Below are 22,203 nucleotides of genomic sequence, written 5' to 3' on the forward strand. Positions count from 1 at the left end.
GGATTGCGCTGTAAGACGACTGGAATACTAGACAAAATCAATAGGTGAGGCAACCCCCGGTGGGGGATCGGTGATCAGGCCGCCGCTCGGGCCACTGCCAGGCACCAGCGGCCGACGAGGTCGAGGTCGGTGCCTGACAGCTCGCAGCTGAGCCAGGCGTCGCCGAACAGGCCGCGCAGCAGCGTGCTGTCGCCGCAGGCCAGTGCGCTCGTCGGGGCGCCATACGCCGGGGCCGGGGTGCCGGTCAGCGACGTGCAGCCGGTCGGCTTGGCGGCCGCGAGCCTGGCCGCGCGGTCGGCGGTGACCGGGGGCTCGAAGACCCACGCTCGGGCGGTGCCGCCGGTCGAGGAGGTCCAGGAGCAGCCGTACTCGTCGGCGACGTCCTTCACCTTCGTGCTCAGCTGCACGGTCTGGCCCGGGTGCCACGACGCCCGCCCGGTGATGCGGCCGCCGAGGGCGGCGGTGACCGTCGCCTCGGGCAGCGCGGAGCAGAAGGCCGCGCGCCGTACGGTCAGGGCGGTGGTGTCCACCGCGGCGAGCCGGGTGGCGAGGGGATCGGCCGGCGCGTGCTTGGGCGGGGTCGCCCTGACCACACCGATCCCGACGCAGATCGCCGTCACTACCACAGCGAGGAGCGCCTTGAACGGCAAAGATCGGAACGGCGACGGCACGCGGAGACCATAACGGTTCACTGCTTCGACTAACCTCGACCGGGTGATTCGCTTCGAGAAGGTCACCAAGACCTATCCCGGCACCGGGAAGCCAGCGCTCGACCAGGTGTCAGTGGACGTGGAGAAGGGCGAGTTCGTCTTCCTCGTCGGTCAGTCGGGCTCGGGCAAGTCGACGGCGCTCCGCCTGATCCTGCGCGAGGCCCGCCCCACCAGCGGCCGGGTGTACGTCGCCGGCAAGGAGATCAACCGCCTGGCGGGCTGGAAGGTGCCGCGGCTGCGCCGTCAGATCGGCACCGTGTTCCAGGACTTCCGCCTGCTGCAGAACAAGACCGTCGCCGAGAACGTCGCGTTCGCGCTGCAGGTGACAGGCCACTCCCGCGACGAGATCACCCAGCGGGTGCCCGACACCCTCGAGCTGGTCGGCCTGGAGGGCAAGGCCGAGCGGATGCCCGACGAGCTCTCCGGCGGTGAGCAGCAGCGGGTCGCGATCGCGCGCGCGTTCGTCAACCGGCCGATGATCCTCATCGCGGACGAGCCCACCGGCAACCTCGACCCGACCACCAGCGTCGGGATCATGAAGCTGCTCGACCGGATCAACCGCACCGGCACGACGGTGGTGATGGCGACCCACGACGCCAGCATCGTCGACCAGATGCGCAAGCGTGTCGTGGAGCTCGACGGCGGCCGGGTCATTCGCGACCAGGCGCAGGGCGTCTACGGCTTCCAGCACTGATCCGTCCCACCCGACTCCTTACCGACTCCCCATCAGAGAGCCGAGCATGCAGCTTCGTTATGTCTTCACCGAGCTCCGCCAGGGCCTGCGTCGCAACCTGTCGATGCACCTCGCCGTGGTGCTCACCCTCCTCGTCTCGCTGACCCTCGTCGGCGTCGGCGTCCTCCTCCACCAGGAGGCCGACAAGACCGCCAAGCAGTGGGGCAGCCAGCTCCAGATCACGGTCTTCCTCTGCAACGGCACCACCGACACCTCGCCCTCCTGCGTCGGGGCGGTGACCGACGCGCAGAAGCAGGCGATCGAGAAGGTGCTCCACGAGAACAAGGACATCGACTCCTTCCGGCTGGAGAGCCAGCAGGAGGCCTACGACCGCATCCAGCACCTGAACGTGCCGGCGAGCAGCTTCAAGGGCCCCGACCCGGCGATCAAGGTCTCGGACATGCCGGAGTCCTACTGGATCACCATGAAGGACCCGCACCAGGCGGCCTCGATCAAGGAGTCGGTCCAGGGTCTCGACGGGGTCGAGAGCGTGCAGGACCTGCACAATCTGATGGGCAAGATCCTCGGCACCATCGACGGGCTGCGCAACGGTGCGATCGTGGCGGCCGTGCTGCTCGTGGTCGCCGCGCTGCTGATGGTCGCCAACACGATCCGACTGGCGGCGTTCGCCCGCCGGCGCGAGATCGCGATCATGCGGCTCGTCGGCGCCTCGACGCTCTACATCGCGCTGCCGTTCCTGCTCGAGGCACTGGTGACGGCGGTGGTCGGCGTGGTGCTCGCAGGAGGGGCGTTGGCAGCGGTGATGCAGTTCGGCGTCAACGACCGGCTGGCGAAGGTGAAGTTCGACGCGTGGATCGGCTGGCACGACTACTGGGTCGCCGCCGCCGTGATAGCGGTGCTCGGCGTCGCGCTCACGCTGCTGCCGACACTCCTACTGACCCGCAAATACCTCAAAGTCTGATCCGGGTCCCGTACGGTCGAGGCGTTCACTTCCCCGAACGACTCGTAAGGCAGAACCGGTGCGCACCTTCCCCCGTACCGTCCGCCGACGCGTGCTTGCAGCCACCATCGCTGCGACCGCCGTCGGTGGGCTGACCGTCCCCGTCGCCTACGCCAGCGATCACCACCAGCAGCTGAAGCAGCAGCAGAAGCAGGCCCAGCAGCACGTCGCCACGGTCCAGAACGACCTGGACGACTCCAGTGCCGCGCTGCAGAAGGCCGCCACGCAGCTGGCCGACGCCAAGGCTCAACTGGTCAAGGCGCAGGCGCACCTCGCCGACGTCAACACCCAGCTCGGCGCCGCCCAGCAGGTCGAGGCGCAGGCCCAGGCGGCGCTCACCCAGGCCCAGACCGCGCTCGCCCAGGCGACCGACGCCCTCGATGCCGGCCAGCAGGCAGTGGACGCGCAGCGTGACGAGGTCAAGCGCACCGTGCTCTCGACGTACACCGCCGGTGACCCGGGCCTGCTCGAGGTGGGGCAGCTGCTCGATGCGACCTCGCCCTCCGACATCGTCCGGCAGCTGTCCTACGGCCAGGTCGTCTCCACGGCCGAGACCAACTCCTACAAGGCCCTGCAATCGGCCGAGGTCGTGCTCAAGGTCAAGCAGCAGAACCTCGCTGCTGCCAAGGAGAAGGTCGCCGACCAGGAGCAGGTCGCCGCGCAGCACCTCACCGAGGTGCAGGACCTGCAGCAGCAGGCCAGCGCCGCCGCGTCCTCCGTCGCCAGCCTGGTCGCCCGGGCCGCTGCCGCCAAGGCTGCCGCTCGGCAGACGAAGAAGGACGACGAGAAGCAGCTCCAGCAGGCCAAGGCCCAGGAGCAGAAGATCACCCAGCAGATCCTCGCCGCGTCCAAGCACGGCGCGAAGCGGCACGTCTCCTCGACCAGCGGGATGTTCCAGAAGCCGGTCGCCAACACCTACATCACCTCGCCGTACGGCTGGCGGATCCACCCGATCTACCACTACTGGGGCCTGCACGACGGCGACGACTTCCACGCCCCCTGCGGCACACACGAGGTGGCGGTCGGCACCGGCAGGGTCGTCTCGGAGTACTACTCCAGCGTCTGGGGCAACCGGCTCTACCTCGACCTGGGCACCATCAATGGCGACCAGTACACCGCCATCTACAACCACATCGAGGATGGCGAGTACAAGGCGAAGGTCGGCCAGGTCGTCGGGCAGGGCCAGACGATCGCCCTGGCGGGCACCACCGGTTGGTCCACGGCGTGCCACCTGCACTTCACGATCATGCGCAACGGCACCGCGATCGACCCGATGTCGGTCCTGGGCTGAGCCGGGCGACGCCGCGGTGAGCGTTCGCGTCGAGCGGTCCGGTCCGGTCACGACGGTCGTCCTGGACAGGCCGGCGGCGCGCAACGCCGTCGACCGGCCGACCGCTGAGGCGCTCGCGCAGGCCTTCCGTGCCTTCGACGCCGACGAGTCGGCCGCTGTCGCCGTCCTGGTCGGCGCCGGCGGCACGTTCTGCGCCGGGGCCGACCTCAAGGCGGTCGGTACGCCGCGGCAGAACCGCGTCGACCCCGGCGGCGACGCTCCGATGGGCCTCTCCCGCCTGGAGCTGAGCAAGCCGGTGATCGCCGCCATCGAGGGGCACGCCGTCGCGGGCGGCCTGGAGCTGGCGATCTGGTGCGATCTGCGCGTCGCCGCCGAGGATGCTGTGCTCGGGGTGTTCTGCCGGCGCTTCGGCGTACCGCTGATCGACGGCGGCACCGTTCGGCTCCCGGCATTGATCGGCACCTCGAGGGCGATGGACCTGATCCTGACGGGCCGCGCTGTCGGCGCCGACGAGGCCCAGGCGATGGGACTGGTGAACCGGGTCGTCGCGCCGGGCACCGCCCGCGAGACGGCCGAGGCGCTGGCGACCGAGCTGGCCGCGCTGCCCCAGACCTGCCTGCGCAACGACCGTCGCTCGGTGCTGCACGCCGAGGGGCGCACCACCGCGGAGGCGATGTCCTTCGAGTTCGCGGTCGGTCTCGAGTCGCTGTCGGCCGACGGGGTCGGGGGAGCGGCAAGGTTCGTCGGCGGCGCCGGGCGGCACGGCGGTTCATAACCTCTTGCCCGGCTTTGGGATGATGGTGGGATGCCGAAGGAGCAGGGCCGCAAGCTGATCGCGCAGAACAAGAAGGCGCGACACGACTACCACCTCGAGGACACCTTCGAGGCGGGACTCGTGCTTCAGGGCACCGAGGTGAAGTCGCTGCGCGAGGGACGCGCGTCGCTGGTCGACGGCTTCGTCGACATCGACGGCGGCGAGGCGTGGCTGCACGCCGTCTACATCCCCGAGTACCTCAACGGCTCCTGGACGAACCATGCGGCGCGCCGCAAGCGCAAGCTGCTCCTGCACCGCACCGAGATCGAGAAGATCGAGCGCCGGGTCTCCGAGCGAGGCCTGACGATCGTGCCGCTCTCGCTGTACTTCACCGACGGCCGCGCCAAGATCGAGATCGCGCTCGCGAAGGGCAAGAAGTCCTGGGACAAGCGGCAGTCCATCGCCGAGCGGACCGCCAACCGGGAGAAGGAGCAGGCGCTCGGCCGCCACCTCAAGGGCATCCGGGACTGACCCCGTGCCGAGGCGTTCGCAGGACTGGGTGCTGTCCCGGTTCGCGGCAGCCAAGGTCGCGCGCCTGGCCACCGTCTCCTCCACGGGCGAGCCGCACCTGGTGCCGATCGTCTTCGCCGCCGTCGGCTCCACGATCCTCACCGCCGTCGACCACAAGCCGAAGTCCACGACCCGGCTGCGCCGGCTCGCCAACATCGAGGCCTCGCCCGCCGTCTCGCTCCTCGTCGACGAGTACGCCGAGGACTGGTCCCAGCTGTGGTGGGCCAGGGCCGACGGCCTCGCCACGGTGGTCGCCGTCGCGCCGGAGCACCTCCTCGAGGCCCTCGTGACGCGCTATGACCAGTACGCCGGCAACGCGCCCGCCGGCCCGTTCGTCGTCGTCGAGGTAGCCCGGTGGAGCGGCTGGTCGGCCATCTGAGGTCCGATCGCGTCCGATGAGGGTCTCCTCCGCCGCGGGCGGGGGAGCGGGGCATGATGTCGGGGTGTCCGAAGTTGAGCTCGCCCGTGATGCCGACGGGGTCACCGCCTGGTGGCGCCGCCACGGTCTGCCCGGGCTGTTCGACGTACACGTGCACTTCATGGCGCCGCCGGTCCAGCGCGCGGTGTGGGCGGCGTTCGACAGTGCCGGCCCGAAGATCGGGCGCTCCTGGCCGATCCGCTACCGGCTCGGCGACGAGGAGCGGGTGGACCTGCTGCGCGCGATGGGCGTACGCCGGTTCTCGGCGCTGTCCTACGCGCACAAGCCGGGCGTCGCGGAGTTCCTCAACGGGTGGGCACACGACTTCGCCACGCGGGTGCCGGAGTCGCTGTGGTCGGCCACGCTGTATCCCGAGGAGTCGGCGCCCGGCTACGTCGGCGACCTCCTCGCCGCCGGCGTCGAGATCTTCAAGGTGCACGTCCAGGTCGGCGACTTCCACCTGCACGACCCGCTGCTCGACCCGGTCTGGGGCCTGCTCGAGGACGCCGGTACGCCGGTGGTGATCCACGTCGGCTCGGGTCCCGTCGGCAACGCCTTCACCGGGCCTGAGCCGCTGCGGCGCGTGCTGGCGCGACATCCACGGCTGCGGGTGGTCGTCGCACACCTGGGTGCGCCGGAGTACGCGGAGTTCCTGGCGCTGGCCGAGCGCTACGGCGAGGTTCGGCTCGACACCACGATGGTGTTCACCGACTTCTTCGACGAGGCCACCGCGGCGTACCCCGCGGAGCTGCTGCCGCGGCTGCGTGACCTCGGCGACCGGGTGCTGCTCGGCAGCGACTTCCCCTCGATCCCGTACCCCTACCTGCACCAGCTCGACGCCCTGGAGCGACTGGACCTCGGGGAACAATGGCTGCGCGCCGTGTGTTGGGACAACGGTGCGAGGCTGTTCGGGGAAACCCGCTCGGCGGCGGCACCGGCCGGTCGGTAGACTGGTCGACACAACTCAAGAGGGGCTGATCGGTTTCGACTTGGGACGTTAGTTCCAGGGGAAGCGGGTCGAGAAGCCAGCGTCATCTCGTAAACGATCGCTGGAAACATATAACTGCCAACTCCAAGCGCAGTTCCTTCGCTCTCGCCGCCTGACGCGGTGATCGAAGCGTCTGACCGGGTATCCGTCTTCGGCCCGGATCCAGGCGTCGACTAGAAGACTCACCTTGCGTGCTGCGTCAGCGGGCCGCTAGGGACATCTAGCTGACTGAGCCTGTCGGTGACGTGTCTGTGCGAGCACCGGGGCTGAGAAAAGCGACAGCGCAGACTGCACCCGGAGAAGACCTGGTTCGACGCTCGAGGACGCGGGTTCGATTCCCGCCAGCTCCACCAGGGCATGTTCCCAAAAGGGAACCGCCACTGTTCCCGAAAGCCTCTTGAGACGAAGGCCCAGGCACCAGATCTGGTGCCCGGGCCTTTGCATGCCTACTCCGCCGTTCGTGCCACCAGCGAAGTCGATTGGTATGCCGCGGGGTGCTTTCCTTCCCTGCCCGCTGGACGGCAGATGCACCCTTCAGCCCCGCCCGTTGTCCAGTGGGGCTAGAGGGTGGTGCGCGCGTGTCTTCCGACGGAGTGTGAACCTGTCAGCGGCGCGGGACCGGGTCAGGGACCGACTGGAGCGCGCGGTCGCTCCCGGTGGGCGCCGACCCGGCCGCGGCGGCCGTTGGGGCAACCCGTCGCGCACAGGAGTCGTATGTGCCAGCGGACCGTTTCGACGATGGGGTACGGCTACGCTCCGGAGGGGCCCATCGTTGCCGTAGCCGGCGGCCGACAAGTCGTGTGTCAGATCTGGTGAGCCGTTGGCAGTGATCTCGCGTCAGCACGACAACCAGCACGGCATCGACGTGGCCGGCTATCGGTCATGGGCGGGTCGCAGCGACGAGGAAGATCCGTGAGCTCCTTGGACACGAGCGGCGTTGTCGTACATGTACAGGTTGTGAGCAAACAACTACTCCGAGGAGAGCTGCATGGACGCTGACCTCGACACAAGACTGGACGAGCTGATCGGGACCTCGTCGCCGCTGAGCGCCCACCGCACTCCTGAGCTGGATGCGCTCCTGGATGAGCTGGTGGCTTCCGCGACGCCCGCCTCGTCGGCCGCATTCAAACCCGGCAGCCGCGAGCGACGCCGCCGCATCGGCCTCGTGGCAGCGAGCGTTGTGGCTATCGCCGGCGTCGGCATCGGAGGCGCTGCCGCGTCGGGGATCCTGAGCCCGTCGCCATCGACGTCATCGTGGTTCACAGAGGACGGCGTGGTTCACCTTCCGATCGTCCTATCACCGACGAAGACCTGTCAGGTCACCTTCGCTCCGGTTCCTCGCGAGGCCTCTGCGACCTCGCTCGACAAGTGGGACCAGACGTTGTCGGCGGCGCACACGTTCATGAAGAGTGTCGACGCAGAGGAGCTCTCGGTGCCTGCGGCTGTCACTGCGTATCGCGCCTCGGTTCCGACTGAGCAGCTTGAGGGCCAGAGCGCGGCGACAGTCAGCATCACTGCGGTCGGCGCTGAGCTTGCGGGCCGGATGCAAGCAGCCCTGACGGCACAGGGACTACCGGCGGACGCCATCTCGGTTGCAACGTTCTCGAAGTGCGGAAGCAACGACAGTGAGTGAGCGTGCCGGCACGATCGCGGATGATGCTGCTCGCGCAACGCTGCGAGAGCACGCCAACGATCTCCTGTCCTACCTGCAACGGCGCGTGCATGCTCGCGAGGACGCTGCGGATCTGCTCGGCGAGACGCTCCTCCAAGCGTGGAAGCGCATCGATTCGATGCCGGTTGAGCCTGAGCGTCAACGGATGTGGCTCTTCACGATCGCCGCGAAAGTGCTCGCGAACTTCCACCGGTCCAAGGTCCGAAGGCTGGCTCTCAGTGACAGACTCCGCGACCACCTGACCAGGTCGGGATCAACGCCCGACCACTCCGATGCCCACGCGATCCGGGACGCGGTTCTCAGGCTGCAGGCCGCCCACCGCGAGTTGGTGATGCTCGTGCACTGGGACGGATTCACCATCCTGGAGGCGGCACAGCTTCTGGATGTGAATCCGTCGACTGCGCGTAGCCGTTATGCGGCCGCGAAGGCTGCCTTGCGCGACGCGCTCGCCGAAGAGGTGTGCTCCTAGGAACGGATCGTGGCGCAGCGCGGGTGATACGCATCCGGGCCGGCCTCGTTCGACCGTCCAGCAGATGCCCCTTCAGAAGATCCCGGCGATCGCCTCGCCGACGAGCTTGGTGCCGAACACGAGGATCAGCACGGCCATGATGGCCGCGTTGTTGGTGGACATCCACGCGTTGAGGCCGTCCAGGACGGTGACCGCCCGGTCGCCGAGGAAGAGGTAGATCCCCAACGGCGCCGCGACGCCGATGGTGGCGATCACCGTGAAGACCGCCCAGGCGACGACATCCTGACCGGTGCTCAGCTCGGCCTGGACGAGGGTGGTGGCTCCGCCGATCACGAGGATCAGGTTCTTCGGGTTGACGGCGCTGAGCAGCACCGCGAGACCGACCGACCTGACGGGCGTAAAGTCGGCGAGCGCGGCCATCCACTTCGGCAGGGCCACCTCCTCGCCCGCGTGCGGACGGCCCTGCCACCGCCGTACGCCGAGCAGGAGCAGCGCCACACCGAGCACCAGCTTGAGCCAGTAGGTCCACGTGGCCGGAGCGTGGTCGTCGCCGGAGGCGCCGATGGCGTTGACCACGAGGATCACGAGGGTGCCGGCGACGGCGATCCCACCGACCCACCCGAGCAGGAAGGAGAAGCCGTTGGGCTTCGCCTTCGGGGTGAGCAGCATCAGCACCATGCCGATGATCGGGAAGGGGCTGATCGCCACGCCTACCGCCACAGGCAACAGCCCGCCGATGGCCTCGCCCATGTGGTCTCCTCCAGCGCCGGTGCGCAGGCGCCGCCGGCGCCCGCGGGTCGACACTGGCCCCGCAGCCGGTGCAGCGGCTCACCCGGAGAGGGTGAGCGCGACCAGCAGCCCTACGACGGGTCCTCGGTGGCCAGCAGCCAGCCCTGGAAGAACGAGTGCAGATCCCGTCCGGACGCCGTGCTCCACCAGTCCTCGAGCGTCTCGCGGCTCTGCGAGGAGTGCGGATGGCTGGCGGTCCAGCCACGCAGCAGCGTGTCGAAGCGGCTCCTGCCGAGCGACTCCGACAGCTTCCACCACATCCGCGCCGGCGGCAGGTAGATGTTCGAGGAACCGAAGTCGGCCCGGTTGTAGGCGCCTGGCGGCCCATACTTGCTCAGCAGCATGTCGTCCTCCCGCGAGGTCTCGTAGGACACCCAGGTGCCGGTCGGGTAGTGGTCGACGTGGTCGAGCCAGCGGTACTGGATGTACATCGCCATGCCCTCGCTCATCCAGACGTCGCGCCAGTCGTTCGGCGTGACCTGGTCGCCCCACCACTGGTGCGACATCTCGTGGACGACGTTGTCCTCGGCCAGGGCGTAGCGGTCGCTGCCCTCGCTGATCATCGTCTGGGTCTCCATCGCGCTCTTGCTCGGCACCACCACCAGCGAGAGCGTGGCGAACGGGTAGCGGCCCAGCAGCCGCTCGAGCCAGCGGAAGTCCTTCTTCATGAACCGCAGCTGCCTGACCAGGGCCGGCCGGTCGGTGGGCGTCCAGTACGAGAGCGGGGTGCCGTGCACCTTGCCCAGCTTCGTCTCGCGATAGTCGCCGAAGGCGACCGTGGCCAGGTACGACGCGGCGGGGGAGGCGAGGTGCCAGCGCGTGGTCGTCACGCCGTGGCGGGTACGGCGGTGCGTGAGCCGGCCGTTCGCGATGCTGACGAACGGCGCCGGCACGTGCAGGGTGAAGTCGTAGAGCGCCTTGTCGGCCGGCTGATCGTTGACGGCGTACCACGTGAAGGCGCCGTACGGCTCCTGCATGGCGTAGGCGCGACCGTCGCGCTTGCTGATGAACCCGTTGACCGACTCGTCGCTGCGCGTGCCCGGTGCCGCCACCGGCTGGGGGCGCCCGGCGTAGCTCAGCGTCACGGTGTGGACCTGGCCGGCGGCCACCCGGACCGGCAGGCTCACGTGGTCGGTGCTCCGCGTCGCCGCTACGGCGTGGCCGTCGACCGCTGCCGCCGTCACGGTGAGCGCGTTGGACAGGTCCAGCGGGATCGCGGCGGCGTCCTTGGCGGCGCGGAAGACGAGCGTCTCGGTCCCGGCCAACGAGCGCCGGCGCGGGTGCCAGGTCAGGTTCAGGCCGTAGTGCAGTGCGTCGACGACGTCGTTGCCGTGCGCCGGGTAGTAGGAGTCGATCCGCGGCGTGCTGACCGCGGCGCCGTAGCCGGCCGGGACGCTCGCGGCGGCGCTGCCCGCGAGGGCGGGCGTCCCGCTCAGCGAGCCGACCAGCGCGGTGGTGGCGGCGAGGGCGAGGGTCGACCGGTAGCGGCGGCCATGACGCGCCCGGGCGCGTCGGCCGCGGGCGGCTCCAAGATTGATCACGGTGTCATGGTGAGGGCACGGACCCGAGCGCGCCAGCGGATCGCCGAAGTCAGCGCCACGGCGGGGTCATCGCGACCGGTCGATCGCCAGGACCGTCACCGCGAAGAGCGCTGCCGCCAGCGCGAGGGTCACGGCGAGGATCACCACGAAGGCGAGGGTCACGGCCACGGTGCCGAGCATGGGAGACCTTCCGGATCGGGAGCTACCTACCCAGGGTGACTCCCGATCCGGCGAGCGGTGACACCGCTGACTTCTGCGACGCCGCCCGTCAGCGGGTCCGGCGCGACAGCGTCAGCTGGGCCAGGGCGAGGAGGGCGAGCAGGATGAGGCCCACGCCGTACCCGATGGTGACCTCGGTCAGGTCCAGCCCGCGGCTGATCAGGAAGCCGGCGATCACCGCCGGCGCACCCATGCCGGCGTAGCAGACCAGGTAGATCGCCGAGAGCAGGCCGGGACGCTCCTCGGCCGCGACCAGTCCGACCGTCCCGCGGATGGCGCCCTGCAGTCCGCTGCCGAAGCCGATCCCGGACAGGAACGTGCCGACCAGGAACACCCACAGGCTGCCCGCTGCCACCGCCACCACCGTGACGGCGACACCGAGGACCAGGGCGGCGATGCCGCCGGTGAGCTGGGCGCGGGCCTCGTGGGTACGCCGCAGCACGGTGGTCCCTGAGCCGGCACCGGCGAGGACGAAGATCGCCAGCCCACCCAGCGCCGCGGAGCCGCTGCCCGACAGCTCACGGACCAGCGCCGGGCCGAGGGAGCCGTAGAGCCCGGCCAGTGCCCACACCGCGAACACGGCGGGTGCCGCGGCCATGAACGCGCCCCGGGCCGAGGCGGGCACCGCCAGCGTCGGGCGCAGGCTGCTCAGCAGTCCGGGGCGGGTCTGGTTCGCCTCGACGAGAAGGACGACGCCGATCGCCTGCAACGCGAACACCCCGGCCAGTCCCACGTAGACCAGGTGGGTCGGCCACGGCAGGAAGGAGACCGTCAGCCCGGCGACCAGGGCGCCGATGCCGGTGCCGGCGGCCGGAGCGGCGGCGCTGGCGACGGTCCCGTGGCTGCGATGGGCCTCGATCATCGCCGCGCCGAGCGTGCCGAGGGCGGCGCCGGCCGCGATGCCCTGGAGCACCCGCCCCACGAAGAGGGGTTCGAAGGAGCCGGCCGTGGCGAACAGCAGCACCGAGGCGGCCTGCAGTGCCAGCGAGGCGAGCAGCACCGGACGGCGCCCGATGTGCGCCGAGGCCTCGCCCAGCAGCAGCAACCCGGCGAGCACGGCGAACGCGTAGACGCCGAAGGCCTCGGTGGTCGTCAGCGCTGTGCCGTGCCAGACCAGGTCGTAGTGCTGGTAGAGCGGTGACGGGGCGGCGGAGGCGGCCAGGAAGGAGATCGCGATGGAGGCGAGCAGGGCGAGGCGGGCGATCGAGCCGGGCCTCTCGGCGGATGTATCGGGGGCCGCTGCACTGGCGGCGACGACGGTGGTGCTCATCGGGTTCCTCCGATAGGAGTAGACAGGTCTGTACACCTCTCAAGGTGAACAGACCTGTCTACTATTCCGGCATCGCACAATTCGGAACAATTTTCTTTCACCGGCGGTTGTAGAGGACAGATCTGTCTACAGGAGGGGCGATGCCCACCAGCACGGAGAAGCAGGGCGCGCGCGAGCGGCTGCTCGACACCGCCAGCCGGCTCTTCTACGCCGAAGGCGTCCACACCGTCGGCATCGACCGGATCCTGGAGGAGTCGGGGGTGGCGAAGGCGTCGCTGTACAAGACCTTCGGCAGCAAGGACGCGCTGATCCTGGCCTACCTCGACCGCCGCCACGAGCGGCAGGTCGCGCGGATCACCGCCGCCGTGGAGTCGGCCGGCACGCCTCGCGAGCAGATCCTGGCCGTCTTCGACTCCCAGGCGAGGCTGTTCGCCCAGCCCGACTTCCGCGGGTGCGCGTTCGCCGCCGCGACCGCCGAGGGGCCGGTCGGCTCGCCGACCGAGGAGAAGAGCCGGGTCTACCGCACCTACGTCCGCGGCGTCTTCCGGGCCCTGGCCGAGGAGGCGGGGGCGGCCGATCCCGACGGCCTCGCCGACCAGCTGCACCTGGTCTACGACGGCGCCCAGATGGCCGCACGGATGGACCACCAGGCGCCGGTGGCCGCGACCGCTCGACGCACCGCCGAGGCCCTGCTGGACGCGGCCCTCGGCGCGTGAGCAGTTGCCCTCGGCACCTGCTCACGGGCACAATCGAACCCTGAACATGTAGAGGGTTTCACGCGTCTTGGAGGTGGGTTCGGCGCGTCGTCCGACGCGCTCGAAAGGCCCTCTCGTGTCTCCCTTCGCCTGGTATCGCAGGCTCTTCCGGCTCGCCGGAACCCCGTACGTCGTGGTGGCCTTCCTGGCCCGTCTCCCGCTCGCGATGAGCCAGCTCGGCGCTCTCCTCCTGGTCTCGGAGACGACCGGCAGCTACGGCCTCGGCGGCCTGGCGGCCGGCGCGCTGGCGGTGGGCAACGCCGTCGGGGCGCCGTACGCCGGAGCCCTCGCCGACCGGCTCGGGCAGCGCCAGGTCGTGCTCGTGCAGTCCTGGGCCGGAGCCCTCTCGCTGGTCCTGCTGGTAGTGCTCGTGAACGCCGGTGCCCCGGACCCGGCCACCGTCGCCGTCGCCGCGCTTGCGGGCCTCTCGATGCCGCAGGTCGGGCCCCTGGCCCGGGTCCGCTGGCGGCCGCTGACCGCCGGGCATGCCGAGCAGCGACGGCTCGTCGACGTCGCCTTCGCCTACGAGGGCGCCGTCGACGAGGCCTCGTTCGCCGTCGGACCGGCCCTGGTAGGGCTCGGCGCCGTCGCGATCTCGCCCGGCGGGGCGCTGCTCATGGCGGCTGCGATGCTGGCCGTCTTCGGCACTGCCTTCGCGCTGCATCGCACCGCGCGCACCCACCGCCACGACCCGCGCGGCGCCGGTGCCGGAGGCCCGGCCGGCCACCTGCTCACGCCGGTGCTGCTGGTCCTGATCCTCGCCCAACTGCTCATCGGCATGCTGTTCGGCGCTACCCAGACCGGCACCACCGTGCTCGCCACCGAGGCCGGCACGCCCGGCGTGGCCGGGCTGGTGCACGCGACCCTCGGGGTGGGCAGCGCGCTGGCAGGCATCGGCACGGCGTTCCTCCCCGAGCGGATCGGCCCCGAGCGGCGGATGCTCGCCGCCGCGAGCGCGCTGTTCGTGCTCTCGCTGCCGCTGCTGCTGGTCGGTGGCCTGGGGACGCTGGTCCCGGCGGTGGCGGTCCTCGGCTGCGCTGTCGCACCGTTCATGATCGCCGTGTTCAGCACCGCCGAACGGGTGGTGGTGCCGACGCGGGTGGCGACGGCGATGACGCTGCTCGCCAGCGCGACGGGTCTCGGCTACGCCGCCGGCTCGAGCGTTGCCGGGCGGCTCGCGGACGAGCATGGCCACACCGCCGCGTTCGCCGTCACCGTCACGGCGATGGCGCTTGCTGCCGTACTTGTGGCCTTGAGCCAGCGGCGGTTGCGTCGCGCCCTCGTCGTACGGGAGCCGAGCCCGGAGCCGAGCCCGGAGCCGAGCCCGGAGTCGGCCCCCGACCCTGCACCCGACTCCGCCGTGCGCGAGCAGGTCACGATCCGCCGGTGAGGGAGCCGACCGGGGCGCTCGCCTGGGCGGCGCGCAGGTCGGCGGCGAGCAGGGCGACGTGCAACGACGTCCGCACCTCGCCGTCGTCGAGGTCGAGGCCCAGGACGGCGCCCGCCCGCGCGAGCCGCTCGTAGAGCACTGGCCGTGACACCGCCAGGCTCGCCGCGGCGGCGGACTTGCTGGTGGGGTGGCGCAGCATCGCGCGCAGGGCGGCCTCCAGCCGCCCCTCGTGATCGCTCGCCCGCAACGCGTGCAGCTCCCGGTCGCTGAAGGTCGAGAGCCGCTCGTCGTCGGCGAGCAGGGTCAGCAGGCCGCGCACGTGCACGTCCTCGAGGTGGTGCACGCGGCGCTCGGCCGCGCCCTCGGTCAGGGCCGCCATCACCTGATGGGCCTCGCGCATGGTGCGGTCCACCGCGGCGAACTCGGTGACGGCGGTGCCCGCGGCCGCCACGAACCCCACCCGGGGCGGGATCGTCGCCACGAGGTCGTCCACGGTCCGGCCGGCGGCGCGCCGCGGCAGCGAGAGCAGTACCTGCACGGTGCCGCCGACGGCGGCGATCAGGGCAGGCGTACGCCGCGTCGCTGTCGCGTGGACCAGGGCCGCGACCAGCTCCTCGGTGCCAGTGGGCCGGCCGGTGGCCCGCAGGGCGAGCGCCACGAAGCTGCGCCCGGCGGTGGGCAGGCCGGCCAGTCCGCAGCGTCGCTCCACATCCGGCGCCGACGGGTCGGCGAGCAGGGTGACCAGCAGCTCGTGGTGCAGCTGCCGGTCCCGGTCGACCCGCTGCCGGTCGTGCAGCATGTGCATCGCCAGGGCAGCCGCACCCCGCTCGGCGACGGCGACCAGGCGCTGGGTCGGGGGAGTCGGACAGTCGATCACGAGCCGGCCCCAGCCGCGCTCCGGCTTCCCGATCCGGGCCACGAGCCAGCCACTGCTGGCGTCCCACTCCGTGCGGCTGCGCGGTCGTACGGCGAGCGAGCGGCGCTGCCAGTCCTCCAGGAAGGCGGCCGCGTCCCGGGGGCCGGCCACGAAGTCGAGCACGCGCCTGTCCTCGCTCTCCAGGACGGCGGTGGCCGCTGCCAGCGAGGACACCGCCGCCAGGATCTCGCCCGGGCCGGCCTCGGCCACGCTGAGCGTGGTGAAGGTGTCGTGCACCTGATGGGCCTCGCGCAGCTCGGTGAGCTGCTGGTCCACGATCCGCTCGCCGACGCTCTGGGCGACGCTGGCGAAGCGCACCTCTCGACGGAGGGCGACCAGCGGCAGGCCGGCGTGCTCGCAGGCCTCGACCAGCGGTGCCGGGATCCGCTGCCAGCGGCGGCCCAGCTCGATGAAGAGCCCGGCCGCGCCGTACTCGGCCAGACTGGTCGCGAAGGACGCCAGCTCCGCGACGGCCTCCGGCAGCGCGATGCCCGTGGTCAGCACGAGGTCGCCGTCGCGGAGCAGCTCGGCGATGTCGGGCAGCTCCGTGGTGTGCACCCAGCGCACCGGCCGGGTCAGGCCGGCGGCGCCCCCCAGGACCTCGGGGTCGGCACCGCGGACGGCAGGCATCTGCAACACGTCTGCGACGGTGATCGCCATCGAAGCTCCCGTCAGAACGTCGGTGATGGGAGCCGAATCCTACAGAACGTCGGGCTGTCCACGCCGCTGATCGGACGATGATCGGAGTCGACCCGTCTTGAGAGGACACCATGTCGCGCACCATCGCCCATTGGGCCGCAGGCAGCACCTACGAGGGCGGGAGTGGACGCACCGCTCCTGTCACCAATCCCGCGACAGGCGCCGTCACCGGCGAGGTGGCCCTCGCCTCGGTCAAGGACGCGCAGCATGTCATCGATGCCGCCGCCGCGGCGGCCGAGGCCTGGGGCAGGACCTCGCTGGCCCGCCGGACCCAGGTCCTGTTCGCCTTCCGTGAGCTGCTCAACGCCCGTCGCGAGGAGCTGGCGGCGATCATCACCGCCGAGCACGGCAAGGTGCACTCCGACGCCCTCGGCGAGATCGCGCGCGGCCTGGAGGTCGTGGAGTTCGCCTGCGGCATCGGCCACCTGCTCAAGGGCGGCCACTCCGAGCAGGCCTCGACCGGGGTCGACGTGCACTCCAAGCTCGAGCCGCTGGGCGTGGTGGGCATCATCAGCCCGTTCAACTTCCCGGCGATGGTCCCGATGTGGTTCTTCCCCGTCGCGATCGCGGCCGGCAACACGGTCGTCGTCAAGCCGAGCGAGAAGGACCCGTCCTCGTCGCTGTGGCTCGCCGAGCTGTGGCGCGAGGCGGGTCTGCCCGACGGCGTCTTCAACGTGTTGCAGGGTGACAAGGTCGCCGTCGACGCGCTGCTGGACAGCCCGCAGGTGAAGGCGATCAGCTTCGTCGGCTCGACCCCCATCGCGGAGTACGTCTACGAGCGCGCCTCCAAGGCCGGCAAGCGGGTGCAGGCCCTGGGCGGCGCGAAGAACCACATGGTCGTCCTGCCCGACGCCGACCTCGACCTGGCCGCCGATGCCGCTGTCAACGCCGGCTACGGCAGCGCCGGTGAGCGCTGCATGGCGATCAGCGTGCTGGTAGCGGTCGGCTCGGTGGCCGACGAGCTCGTCGCCCGGATCGCGGACCGCACCCGCACGCTGCTCATCGGTGACGGCTCGGTGGCGGCCACGGCCGAGGACCGGGACGGCCGCGAGGCCGACATGGGGCCGCTGGTGACAGGGGCTCACCGGGACAAGGTCGCCGCGTTCATCGACTCCGGTGAGAAGGCCGGCGCGAAGGTCGTCATCGACGGCCGTGACGTCCAGGCGCGCGGCGGCCAGGACGGCTTCTGGCTCGGCCCGACGCTGTTCGATCACGTCACGCCCGACATGGAGATCTACCGCGAGGAGATCTTCGGACCGGTGCTCTCGGTGGTCCGGGTGGAGACGTACGCCGAGGCGGTCGCGCTGATCAATGCGAATCCCTACGGCAACGGCACGGCCGTGTTCACCAACGACGGGGGCGCCGCCCGGCGCTTCGAGGCCGACGTCGAGGTCGGCATGATCGGGGTCAACGTGCCGATCCCGGTGCCGGTCGCCTACTACTCCTTCGGCGGCTGGAAGCGCTCGCTGTTCGGCGACAGCCACGCCTACGGCACCGAGGGCGTGCACTTCTTCACCCGTCGCAAGGTGGTCACCAGCCGCTGGATCGATCCGGCCAACCGCCCCGAGGGCGGCCTCGAGCTGGGGTTCCCGCGCAATGACTGACACGACTCTCGCCGTCCCGTCGCTGAGCGAGCTGGTCGACTCCTCGGCCGAGCGCGCCTACGAGCTCGACCGTCGTCACGTCTTCCACTCCTGGTCCGCGCAGGCGCAGATCACGCCCATGGTCGTGAGTCGCGCCGAGGGCTCCTACGTCTGGGACGGCGGGGGCAACCGGCTCCTCGACTTCACCTCCCAGCTGGTCTTCACCAACATGGGTCACCAGCACCCGCGGATCGTGCGGGCCATCCAGGAGCAGGCGGCCGAGCTGTGCACCGTCGCTCCCGGCTATGTGAACCCGGCTCGCTCGGAGGCGGCCCGGCTGATCACCAGCCACACGCCCGCGGGGCTGGACAAGGTGTTCTTCACCAACGGAGGCGCCGACGCCAACGAGCACGCCATCCGGATGGCCCGGCTGCACACCGGGCGGACGAAGGTGCTCTCGACGTACCGCTCCTACCACGGTGGCACCCATCTGGCCGTCAACGTCACCGGCGACCCCCGGCGTTGGGCCAGCGACAACGGCTCGACCGGGACGGTGCACTTCTTCGGTCCGTTCCTCTACCGCAGCGCGTTCCACGCCACCACCGAGGCCGAGGAGTGCGAGCGCGCGCTCGCCCACCTCGAACAGGTCGTGGCGCTGGAGGGGCCGGGCACCATCGCCGCGATCGTGCTGGAGTCGATCCCCGGCACCGCCGGCATCATGATCCCGCCGCCCGGCTACCTGGCCGGCGTGCGTGCGCTGTGCGACAGGCACGGCATCGTCCTCGTCGCCGACGAGGTGATGTCCGGCTTCGGCCGAGCCGGCAGGTGGTTCGCGATCGAGCACGCCGACGGCGTCGTACCGGACCTGCTGACCTTCGCCAAGGGTGTGAACTCCGGCTACGTCCCGATGGGCGGGGTGGCGATCAACGCCGAGATCGCTGCGACCTTCGACAACCGGGTCTACCCCGGGGGGCTGACCTACTCCGGCCACCCGCTCGCGGCCGCTGCAGCGGTGGCGACGATCCGCGCGATGGAGGACGAGCGTGTCGTCGAGCACGCCGCCACCCTCGGCGAGGAGGTCTTCGCTCCCCGGCTGGCCGAGCTGGCCGGCAGGCACGACTGGGTCGGCGAGGTACGCGGCACCGGGGCGTTCTGGGCGATCGAGCTCGTCGCAGACCCCGAGACCCGTGAGCCGCTGGCGCCGTACGGCGGGTCCAGTGCGGCGATGAACAGCATCGTCGCGGGCTGCAAGCGGCGCGGGCTGCTCCCGTTCGTCAACTACAACCGGATCCACCTCGTCCCGCCGCTCAACACGGCTGCGGAGCTCGTCGAGGAGGCGATCGGCATCCTCGACGAGGCCATCGCCGAGGCCGCCTCGGCCTGATCCGGGCACGAGGAACACGAGGAACACGACGAGCACGAGGATGAGCGACGTGAGCGATGCAGTGACCGAGTACGCCGTGGTCGACCCGGCGACCGGCGAGATCGTGCGGAAGTACCCCACCGCCACCGACGGCGAGCTCGAGGCGGCGCTCGCCTCGGCCAGCGCGGCGAGCCGAGGCTGGGCGCGTCGTACGAGCGTGGCCGAGCGGGCGGCCGTGGTGGGGCGGGTGGCCGACCTGCACGAGGAGCGCCGCGAGGAGCTCGCCGCGATCATCGTGCGGGAGATGGGCAAGCCCCTGGCCGATGCCCTGGCCGAGGTGGACTTCGCCGCGGCGATCTTCCGGTTCTACGCCGACAACGCCGAGAAGCTGCTGGCGGACGAGCCGATCGAGCTGCTGGCGGGGGAGGGCACCGCGTTCGTCCGCAAGAGTCCGTACGGCGTGCTGCTGGGGATCATGCCCTGGAACTTCCCGTACTACCAGGTCGCCCGGTTCGCCGGACCCAACCTCTGCGTGGGCAACACCGTGCTGCTCAAGCACGCACCGCAGTGCCCGGAGTCGGCCGAGGCGATCCAGCGGATCTTCGACGACGCCGGCCTGGAGTCGGGGGCCTACGTCACCATCTACGCGACCAACGACCAGGTCGCGACGTTGATCGCCGACTCCCGCGTCGCCGGCGTGTCGCTGACCGGCTCGGAGCGCGCCGGCGCGGCGGTGGCCGAGATCGCCGGCCGCAACCTGAAGAAGGTGGTGCTCGAGCTGGGCGGGTCGGACCCGTTCATCCTGCTCTCCACCGACGACCTCGACCATGCCGTGGAGCGCGGTCTGGCGGCCCGGATGGACAACACCGGGCAGTCCTGCAACGCCGCCAAGCGGTTCATCGTGGCCGACGACCTCTACGACGCCTTCGTGGAGCGCTTCACCGCGGCCGTGCTGGCGCACGCCGAGGGCCTGGCGCCGCTGTCGTCGGTCGCTGCCGCGGACCGGCTGCAGGCGCAGATCGAGCAGGCCGTGGCCGACGGGGCGACGTACGCCTGTGCCGGGGAGCGGCACGGCGCCTACGTGCCGGCCGGGGTGCTGACCGGCGTCACCCGCGACAACGCCGTCTTCCACCAGGAGCTGTTCGGCCCGGTCGCGATGGTGTTCAGGGTCGGCTCGGAGGAGGAGGCGGTGGAGCTGGCCAACGACACGCCCTACGGGCTCGGCTCCTACGTCTTCACCACCGACCCGGCCCAGGCGATCCGGGTGGCCGACCGGATCGAGGCCGGGATGGTCTTCGTCAACGGCGTCCTGCTCGACGGGGCCGAGCTGCCCTTCGGCGGCATCAAGCGGTCCGGCTTCGGCCGTGAGATGGGCGCCCTCGGGATCGAGGAGTTCATCAACAAGAAGCTGATCCGCAGCGTGCTGCCCCTCGAGCCCCGCTGAGGCACCGCGGCACCGCGGCCCGGGGCCGCAGCAGACTCAGTGCGAGAGGCCCCAGAAGAAGCCGAAGATGCCGCAGGCCACGCCGGCGACGATGATCAGCCACAGCGAGATCATCGCGAGCGTGTGCATGTTCGACTGGTAGGCGTTGTGCTCGAAGCCGCCGAAGTGCTGGTCGTTGCTGCTGGCGTCAGTCATCGATCTCTCCTGAACCGGTTGCTGTTCGGGATGCACCGTATCGTCCTCAGGATCGTTGGCCCAGCTCACGCGCCACCTCCAGCAGGAATCGGACGTCCTCGGGGGTCGTCCGGAAGTTGACGAAGCACGCCCGCAGACAGGTCCGGCCGTCCACGTCGGCAGGGGCGATGAAGACCCGACCGTCGGCCTGCATGGCCCTGGCCAGGCTGTCGTTGTGAGCGTTGAGCTCGTCCTCGGACAGGCCCGGCGCGAGGTGCCGGAAGCAGACCGTGGAGAGCATCGGCTCGTGCAGCAGCTCGAACTCCTCATCCTCCCGGACGGCGGCACTCAGCAGCCCGGCCAGGTGCAGCGATCCCTCGAGCCAGGCACGGAACTGGTCGGCTCCGTGGACGCGCAGCGAGAGCCACAGCCGCAGCGAGCGGAAGGGCCGGGAGTACTCGAAGGTGGAGTCGACAGGGTTCGCCACGTCGCCCTCGTGCAGCATGTAGCGCTCCTCGTGCCCGAACGCCGCCCGCAGCGCACCGGGCCGGCGCAGCAGGACCGCGCTGCAGCTCTTCGGCAGACCGAGCCACTTGTGCGCGTCGACCGTCACCGAGTCGGCCTGCGCCAGCCCGGCGAACCAGTGCCCGGCGCTCGCCGTAGCGGCCGCCGGCAGCCCGTACGCGCCGTCGACGTGCAGCCAGACGTCCTCCTCGGCGCACACGGCCGCGATGGTGTCCATCGGGTCGACGGCCCCGGTCAGCGTCGTACCGGCCGTGGCGACCACCGCGACGGGTGCGAAGCCGGCGCCCCGGTCCTGCTGGATCGCCGCGGCGAGGTGGGGGACCGACATCCGCCGCTGCGCGTCGAGCGGGATCCGGCGCAGCGCCCGGCTGCCCAGGCCGGCGGCCTCGATCGCGCGCACGATGGAGTGGTGCGCCTCGTCGGAGCAGTACACGGTCGCGCGAGCGCCGGCCACGCCGTTCTCGCGGGTGCCGGGCAGCGCCGCCTCGCGGGCGGCGAGCAGCGCGGTGAGGTTGGAGGTCTGGCCACCGGAGGTGAAGTGGCCCTCGGCGACCGGGTAGCCGACGAACTCGGCGAGCCAGTGCAGCGCCTGCCGGTCCAGCAGGTCGGCCGCGCCGGCCGAGATGGCGAGATTCGCGTCGTACGCCGCCGAGAGCGCCGAGGCGAGCACGCCGGTGTGCAGGCCGCTGGAGCCGACGTAGGCGACGAAGAGCGGCCGTGAGGGGGAGTGGCTGGCGTCGAGCACCCGGACCGCGTCGCTCAGGGCGGCGTGCAGCTCGGAGGGCTCGGCGGGGAGCGCTGTGCTCAACCGGTCGATCAGGTCGGGGTCCATGTGCGGCTCGTCGGGACGGGGTCGCTCGAAGGACTCCCAGGCGGTGGCGAGGTACTGGGACAGGTCGCGGAGCACGTCCTCGCGATCGGCGAGGGCGGCATCGGCGAGGTAGGCCGGCGTCGGGTGTGCGGTCATGT

Annotated in this window: 21 protein-coding genes and 1 other RNA gene; 15 read left to right on the plus strand and 7 right to left on the minus strand. The window is 70.9% G+C overall.

Translation table 11 applies throughout. The features are described from left to right. Window positions 1-74 precede the first annotated feature (74 nt). Window positions 75-671 (minus strand): hypothetical protein, encoded by a 597-nt coding sequence (locus tag P5P86_RS06665; RefSeq protein ID WP_280610527.1) that lies wholly within the window; start codon window positions 669-671, stop codon window positions 75-77. A 43-nt stretch (window positions 672-714) separates the two neighbouring features. Here P5P86_RS06665 and ftsE point away from each other — a divergent pair, with 43 nt between their 5' ends. From ftsE to P5P86_RS06715, 10 genes are all read left to right on the plus strand, one after another. Then, window positions 715-1,404: a cell division ATP-binding protein FtsE gene (gene ftsE, locus P5P86_RS06670; protein WP_280610528.1), complete on the plus strand. Its 690-nt coding sequence runs from the start codon at window positions 715-717 to the stop codon at window positions 1,402-1,404. A 46-nt stretch (window positions 1,405-1,450) separates the two neighbouring features. After that, a complete protein-coding gene (gene ftsX, locus P5P86_RS06675; protein WP_280610529.1) occupies window positions 1,451-2,365 on the plus strand; it encodes a permease-like cell division protein FtsX in 915 nt (304 codons plus the stop codon). A gap of 91 nt (window positions 2,366-2,456) precedes the next feature. Then, window positions 2,457-3,695 carry a M23 family metallopeptidase gene (locus P5P86_RS06680; RefSeq protein WP_280610530.1) on the plus strand — a complete coding sequence of 413 codons (1,239 nt, stop codon included), beginning with the start codon at window positions 2,457-2,459 and terminating at the stop codon, window positions 3,693-3,695. 16 nt (window positions 3,696-3,711) lie between these two features. Continuing rightward, on the plus strand, window positions 3,712-4,470 hold the full coding sequence (locus P5P86_RS06685) for a crotonase/enoyl-CoA hydratase family protein (RefSeq protein ID WP_280610531.1): 759 nt from the start codon (window positions 3,712-3,714) through the stop codon (window positions 4,468-4,470). 30 nt (window positions 4,471-4,500) lie between these two features. Beyond that, on the plus strand, window positions 4,501-4,980 hold the full coding sequence (gene smpB / locus P5P86_RS06690; protein ID WP_280610532.1) for an SsrA-binding protein SmpB: 480 nt from the start codon (window positions 4,501-4,503) through the stop codon (window positions 4,978-4,980). Window positions 4,981-4,984: 4 nt separating this feature from the next. Next, window positions 4,985-5,398, plus strand: a complete 414-nt coding sequence (locus tag P5P86_RS06695; RefSeq protein WP_280610533.1) for a TIGR03668 family PPOX class F420-dependent oxidoreductase — start codon at window positions 4,985-4,987, stop codon at window positions 5,396-5,398. A gap of 64 nt (window positions 5,399-5,462) precedes the next feature. Beyond that, window positions 5,463-6,386: an amidohydrolase family protein gene (locus P5P86_RS06700; protein WP_280610534.1), complete on the plus strand. Its 924-nt coding sequence runs from the start codon at window positions 5,463-5,465 to the stop codon at window positions 6,384-6,386. A gap of 21 nt (window positions 6,387-6,407) precedes the next feature. Further along, window positions 6,408-6,778, plus strand: a transfer-messenger RNA (tmRNA) gene (gene ssrA, locus P5P86_RS06705). A gap of 635 nt (window positions 6,779-7,413) precedes the next feature. Continuing rightward, the gene (locus tag P5P86_RS06710) at window positions 7,414-8,058 is read left to right on the plus strand and encodes a hypothetical protein (RefSeq protein ID WP_280610535.1); all 645 of its coding nucleotides are present in this window, start codon (window positions 7,414-7,416) and stop codon (window positions 8,056-8,058) included. Further along, on the plus strand, window positions 8,051-8,566 hold the full coding sequence (locus tag P5P86_RS06715; protein WP_280610536.1) for an RNA polymerase sigma factor: 516 nt from the start codon (window positions 8,051-8,053) through the stop codon (window positions 8,564-8,566). The genes P5P86_RS06710 and P5P86_RS06715 overlap by 8 nt, the downstream gene beginning before the upstream one ends. A 72-nt stretch (window positions 8,567-8,638) precedes the next feature. On the opposite strand, the gene P5P86_RS06720 is transcribed toward P5P86_RS06715, so the two are convergent. The 3 genes from P5P86_RS06720 to P5P86_RS06730 all read right to left on the minus strand — a co-directional run bounded on the left by P5P86_RS06720 (window position 8,639) and on the right by P5P86_RS06730 (window position 12,385). Then, on the minus strand, window positions 8,639-9,316 hold the full coding sequence (locus tag P5P86_RS06720; RefSeq protein WP_280610537.1) for a GAP family protein: 678 nt from the start codon (window positions 9,314-9,316) through the stop codon (window positions 8,639-8,641). Window positions 9,317-9,426: 110 nt separating this feature from the next. Beyond that, window positions 9,427-10,896, minus strand: a complete 1,470-nt coding sequence (locus tag P5P86_RS06725; protein ID WP_280610538.1) for a M1 family metallopeptidase — start codon at window positions 10,894-10,896, stop codon at window positions 9,427-9,429. 268 nt (window positions 10,897-11,164) lie between these two features. Then, entirely contained in the window at window positions 11,165-12,385 is a 1,221-nt protein-coding gene (locus P5P86_RS06730; RefSeq protein WP_280610539.1) for an MFS transporter, read from the minus strand. Between the two features lie 140 nt (window positions 12,386-12,525). Here P5P86_RS06730 and P5P86_RS06735 point away from each other — a divergent pair, with 140 nt between their 5' ends. After that, window positions 12,526-13,101: a TetR/AcrR family transcriptional regulator gene (locus P5P86_RS06735; RefSeq protein WP_280610540.1), complete on the plus strand. Its 576-nt coding sequence runs from the start codon at window positions 12,526-12,528 to the stop codon at window positions 13,099-13,101. 115 nt (window positions 13,102-13,216) lie between these two features. Beyond that, complete coding sequence (locus P5P86_RS06740) at window positions 13,217-14,530, plus strand: MFS transporter (RefSeq protein WP_280610541.1); 1,314 nt, start codon at window positions 13,217-13,219, stop codon at window positions 14,528-14,530. Here P5P86_RS06740 and P5P86_RS06745 read toward each other — a convergent pair. Further along, a complete protein-coding gene (locus P5P86_RS06745) occupies window positions 14,514-16,106 on the minus strand; it encodes a PucR family transcriptional regulator (RefSeq protein ID WP_280610542.1) in 1,593 nt (530 codons plus the stop codon). The genes P5P86_RS06740 and P5P86_RS06745 overlap by 17 nt on opposite strands. 110 nt (window positions 16,107-16,216) lie before the next feature. Between P5P86_RS06745 and P5P86_RS06750 the strand changes: the two genes are divergently transcribed. The 3 genes from P5P86_RS06750 to P5P86_RS06760 are packed head-to-tail and all read left to right on the plus strand — an operon-like array spanning window position 16,217 to window position 20,535. Next, complete coding sequence (locus P5P86_RS06750) at window positions 16,217-17,749, plus strand: CoA-acylating methylmalonate-semialdehyde dehydrogenase (RefSeq protein ID WP_280610543.1); 1,533 nt, start codon at window positions 16,217-16,219, stop codon at window positions 17,747-17,749. After that, window positions 17,742-19,112 carry an aspartate aminotransferase family protein gene (locus P5P86_RS06755; RefSeq protein ID WP_280610544.1) on the plus strand — a complete coding sequence of 457 codons (1,371 nt, stop codon included), beginning with the start codon at window positions 17,742-17,744 and terminating at the stop codon, window positions 19,110-19,112. The genes P5P86_RS06750 and P5P86_RS06755 overlap by 8 nt, the downstream gene beginning before the upstream one ends. Before the next feature lie 40 nt (window positions 19,113-19,152). Next, window positions 19,153-20,535 (plus strand): NAD-dependent succinate-semialdehyde dehydrogenase, encoded by a 1,383-nt coding sequence (locus P5P86_RS06760; RefSeq protein WP_280610545.1) that lies wholly within the window; start codon window positions 19,153-19,155, stop codon window positions 20,533-20,535. A 36-nt stretch (window positions 20,536-20,571) separates the two neighbouring features. On the opposite strand, the gene P5P86_RS06765 is transcribed toward P5P86_RS06760, so the two are convergent. Together P5P86_RS06765 and P5P86_RS06770 are read right to left on the minus strand one after the other, a co-directional pair. Continuing rightward, window positions 20,572-20,730 (minus strand): hypothetical protein, encoded by a 159-nt coding sequence (locus P5P86_RS06765; RefSeq protein ID WP_280610546.1) that lies wholly within the window; start codon window positions 20,728-20,730, stop codon window positions 20,572-20,574. Window positions 20,731-20,776: 46 nt separating this feature from the next. After that, complete coding sequence (locus P5P86_RS06770; RefSeq protein ID WP_280610548.1) at window positions 20,777-22,201, minus strand: pyridoxal phosphate-dependent decarboxylase family protein; 1,425 nt, start codon at window positions 22,199-22,201, stop codon at window positions 20,777-20,779. Window positions 22,202-22,203 lie beyond the last annotated feature (2 nt).

This window comes from Nocardioides sp. BP30, from assembly GCF_029873215.1.
In the GTDB taxonomy this organism is placed as follows: Bacteria; Actinomycetota; Actinomycetes; order Propionibacteriales; family Nocardioidaceae; genus Nocardioides.

Bases quoted from the DNA above. Each gene is read 5' to 3' on its own strand.
- ftsX (WP_280610529.1), top strand. From the start codon at position 1,451: ATGCAGCTTCGTTATGTCTTCACCGAGCTCCGCCAGGGCCTGCGTCGC.
- smpB (WP_280610532.1), top strand. From the start codon at position 4,501: ATGCCGAAGGAGCAGGGCCGCAAGCTGATCGCGCAGAACAAGAAGGCG.
- P5P86_RS06710 (WP_280610535.1), top strand. From the start codon at position 7,414: ATGGACGCTGACCTCGACACAAGACTGGACGAGCTGATCGGGACCTCG.
- P5P86_RS06720 (WP_280610537.1), bottom strand. From the start codon at position 9,316: ATGGGCGAGGCCATCGGCGGGCTGTTGCCTGTGGCGGTAGGCGTGGCG.
- P5P86_RS06730 (WP_280610539.1), bottom strand. From the start codon at position 12,385: ATGAGCACCACCGTCGTCGCCGCCAGTGCAGCGGCCCCCGATACATCC.
- P5P86_RS06735 (WP_280610540.1), top strand. From the start codon at position 12,526: ATGCCCACCAGCACGGAGAAGCAGGGCGCGCGCGAGCGGCTGCTCGAC.
- P5P86_RS06745 (WP_280610542.1), bottom strand. From the start codon at position 16,106: ATGGCGATCACCGTCGCAGACGTGTTGCAGATGCCTGCCGTCCGCGGT.
- P5P86_RS06750 (WP_280610543.1), top strand. From the start codon at position 16,217: ATGTCGCGCACCATCGCCCATTGGGCCGCAGGCAGCACCTACGAGGGC.
- P5P86_RS06755 (WP_280610544.1), top strand. From the start codon at position 17,742: ATGACTGACACGACTCTCGCCGTCCCGTCGCTGAGCGAGCTGGTCGAC.
- P5P86_RS06760 (WP_280610545.1), top strand. From the start codon at position 19,153: ATGAGCGACGTGAGCGATGCAGTGACCGAGTACGCCGTGGTCGACCCG.
- P5P86_RS06765 (WP_280610546.1), bottom strand. From the start codon at position 20,730: ATGACTGACGCCAGCAGCAACGACCAGCACTTCGGCGGCTTCGAGCAC.
- P5P86_RS06770 (WP_280610548.1), bottom strand. From the start codon at position 22,201: ATGACCGCACACCCGACGCCGGCCTACCTCGCCGATGCCGCCCTCGCC.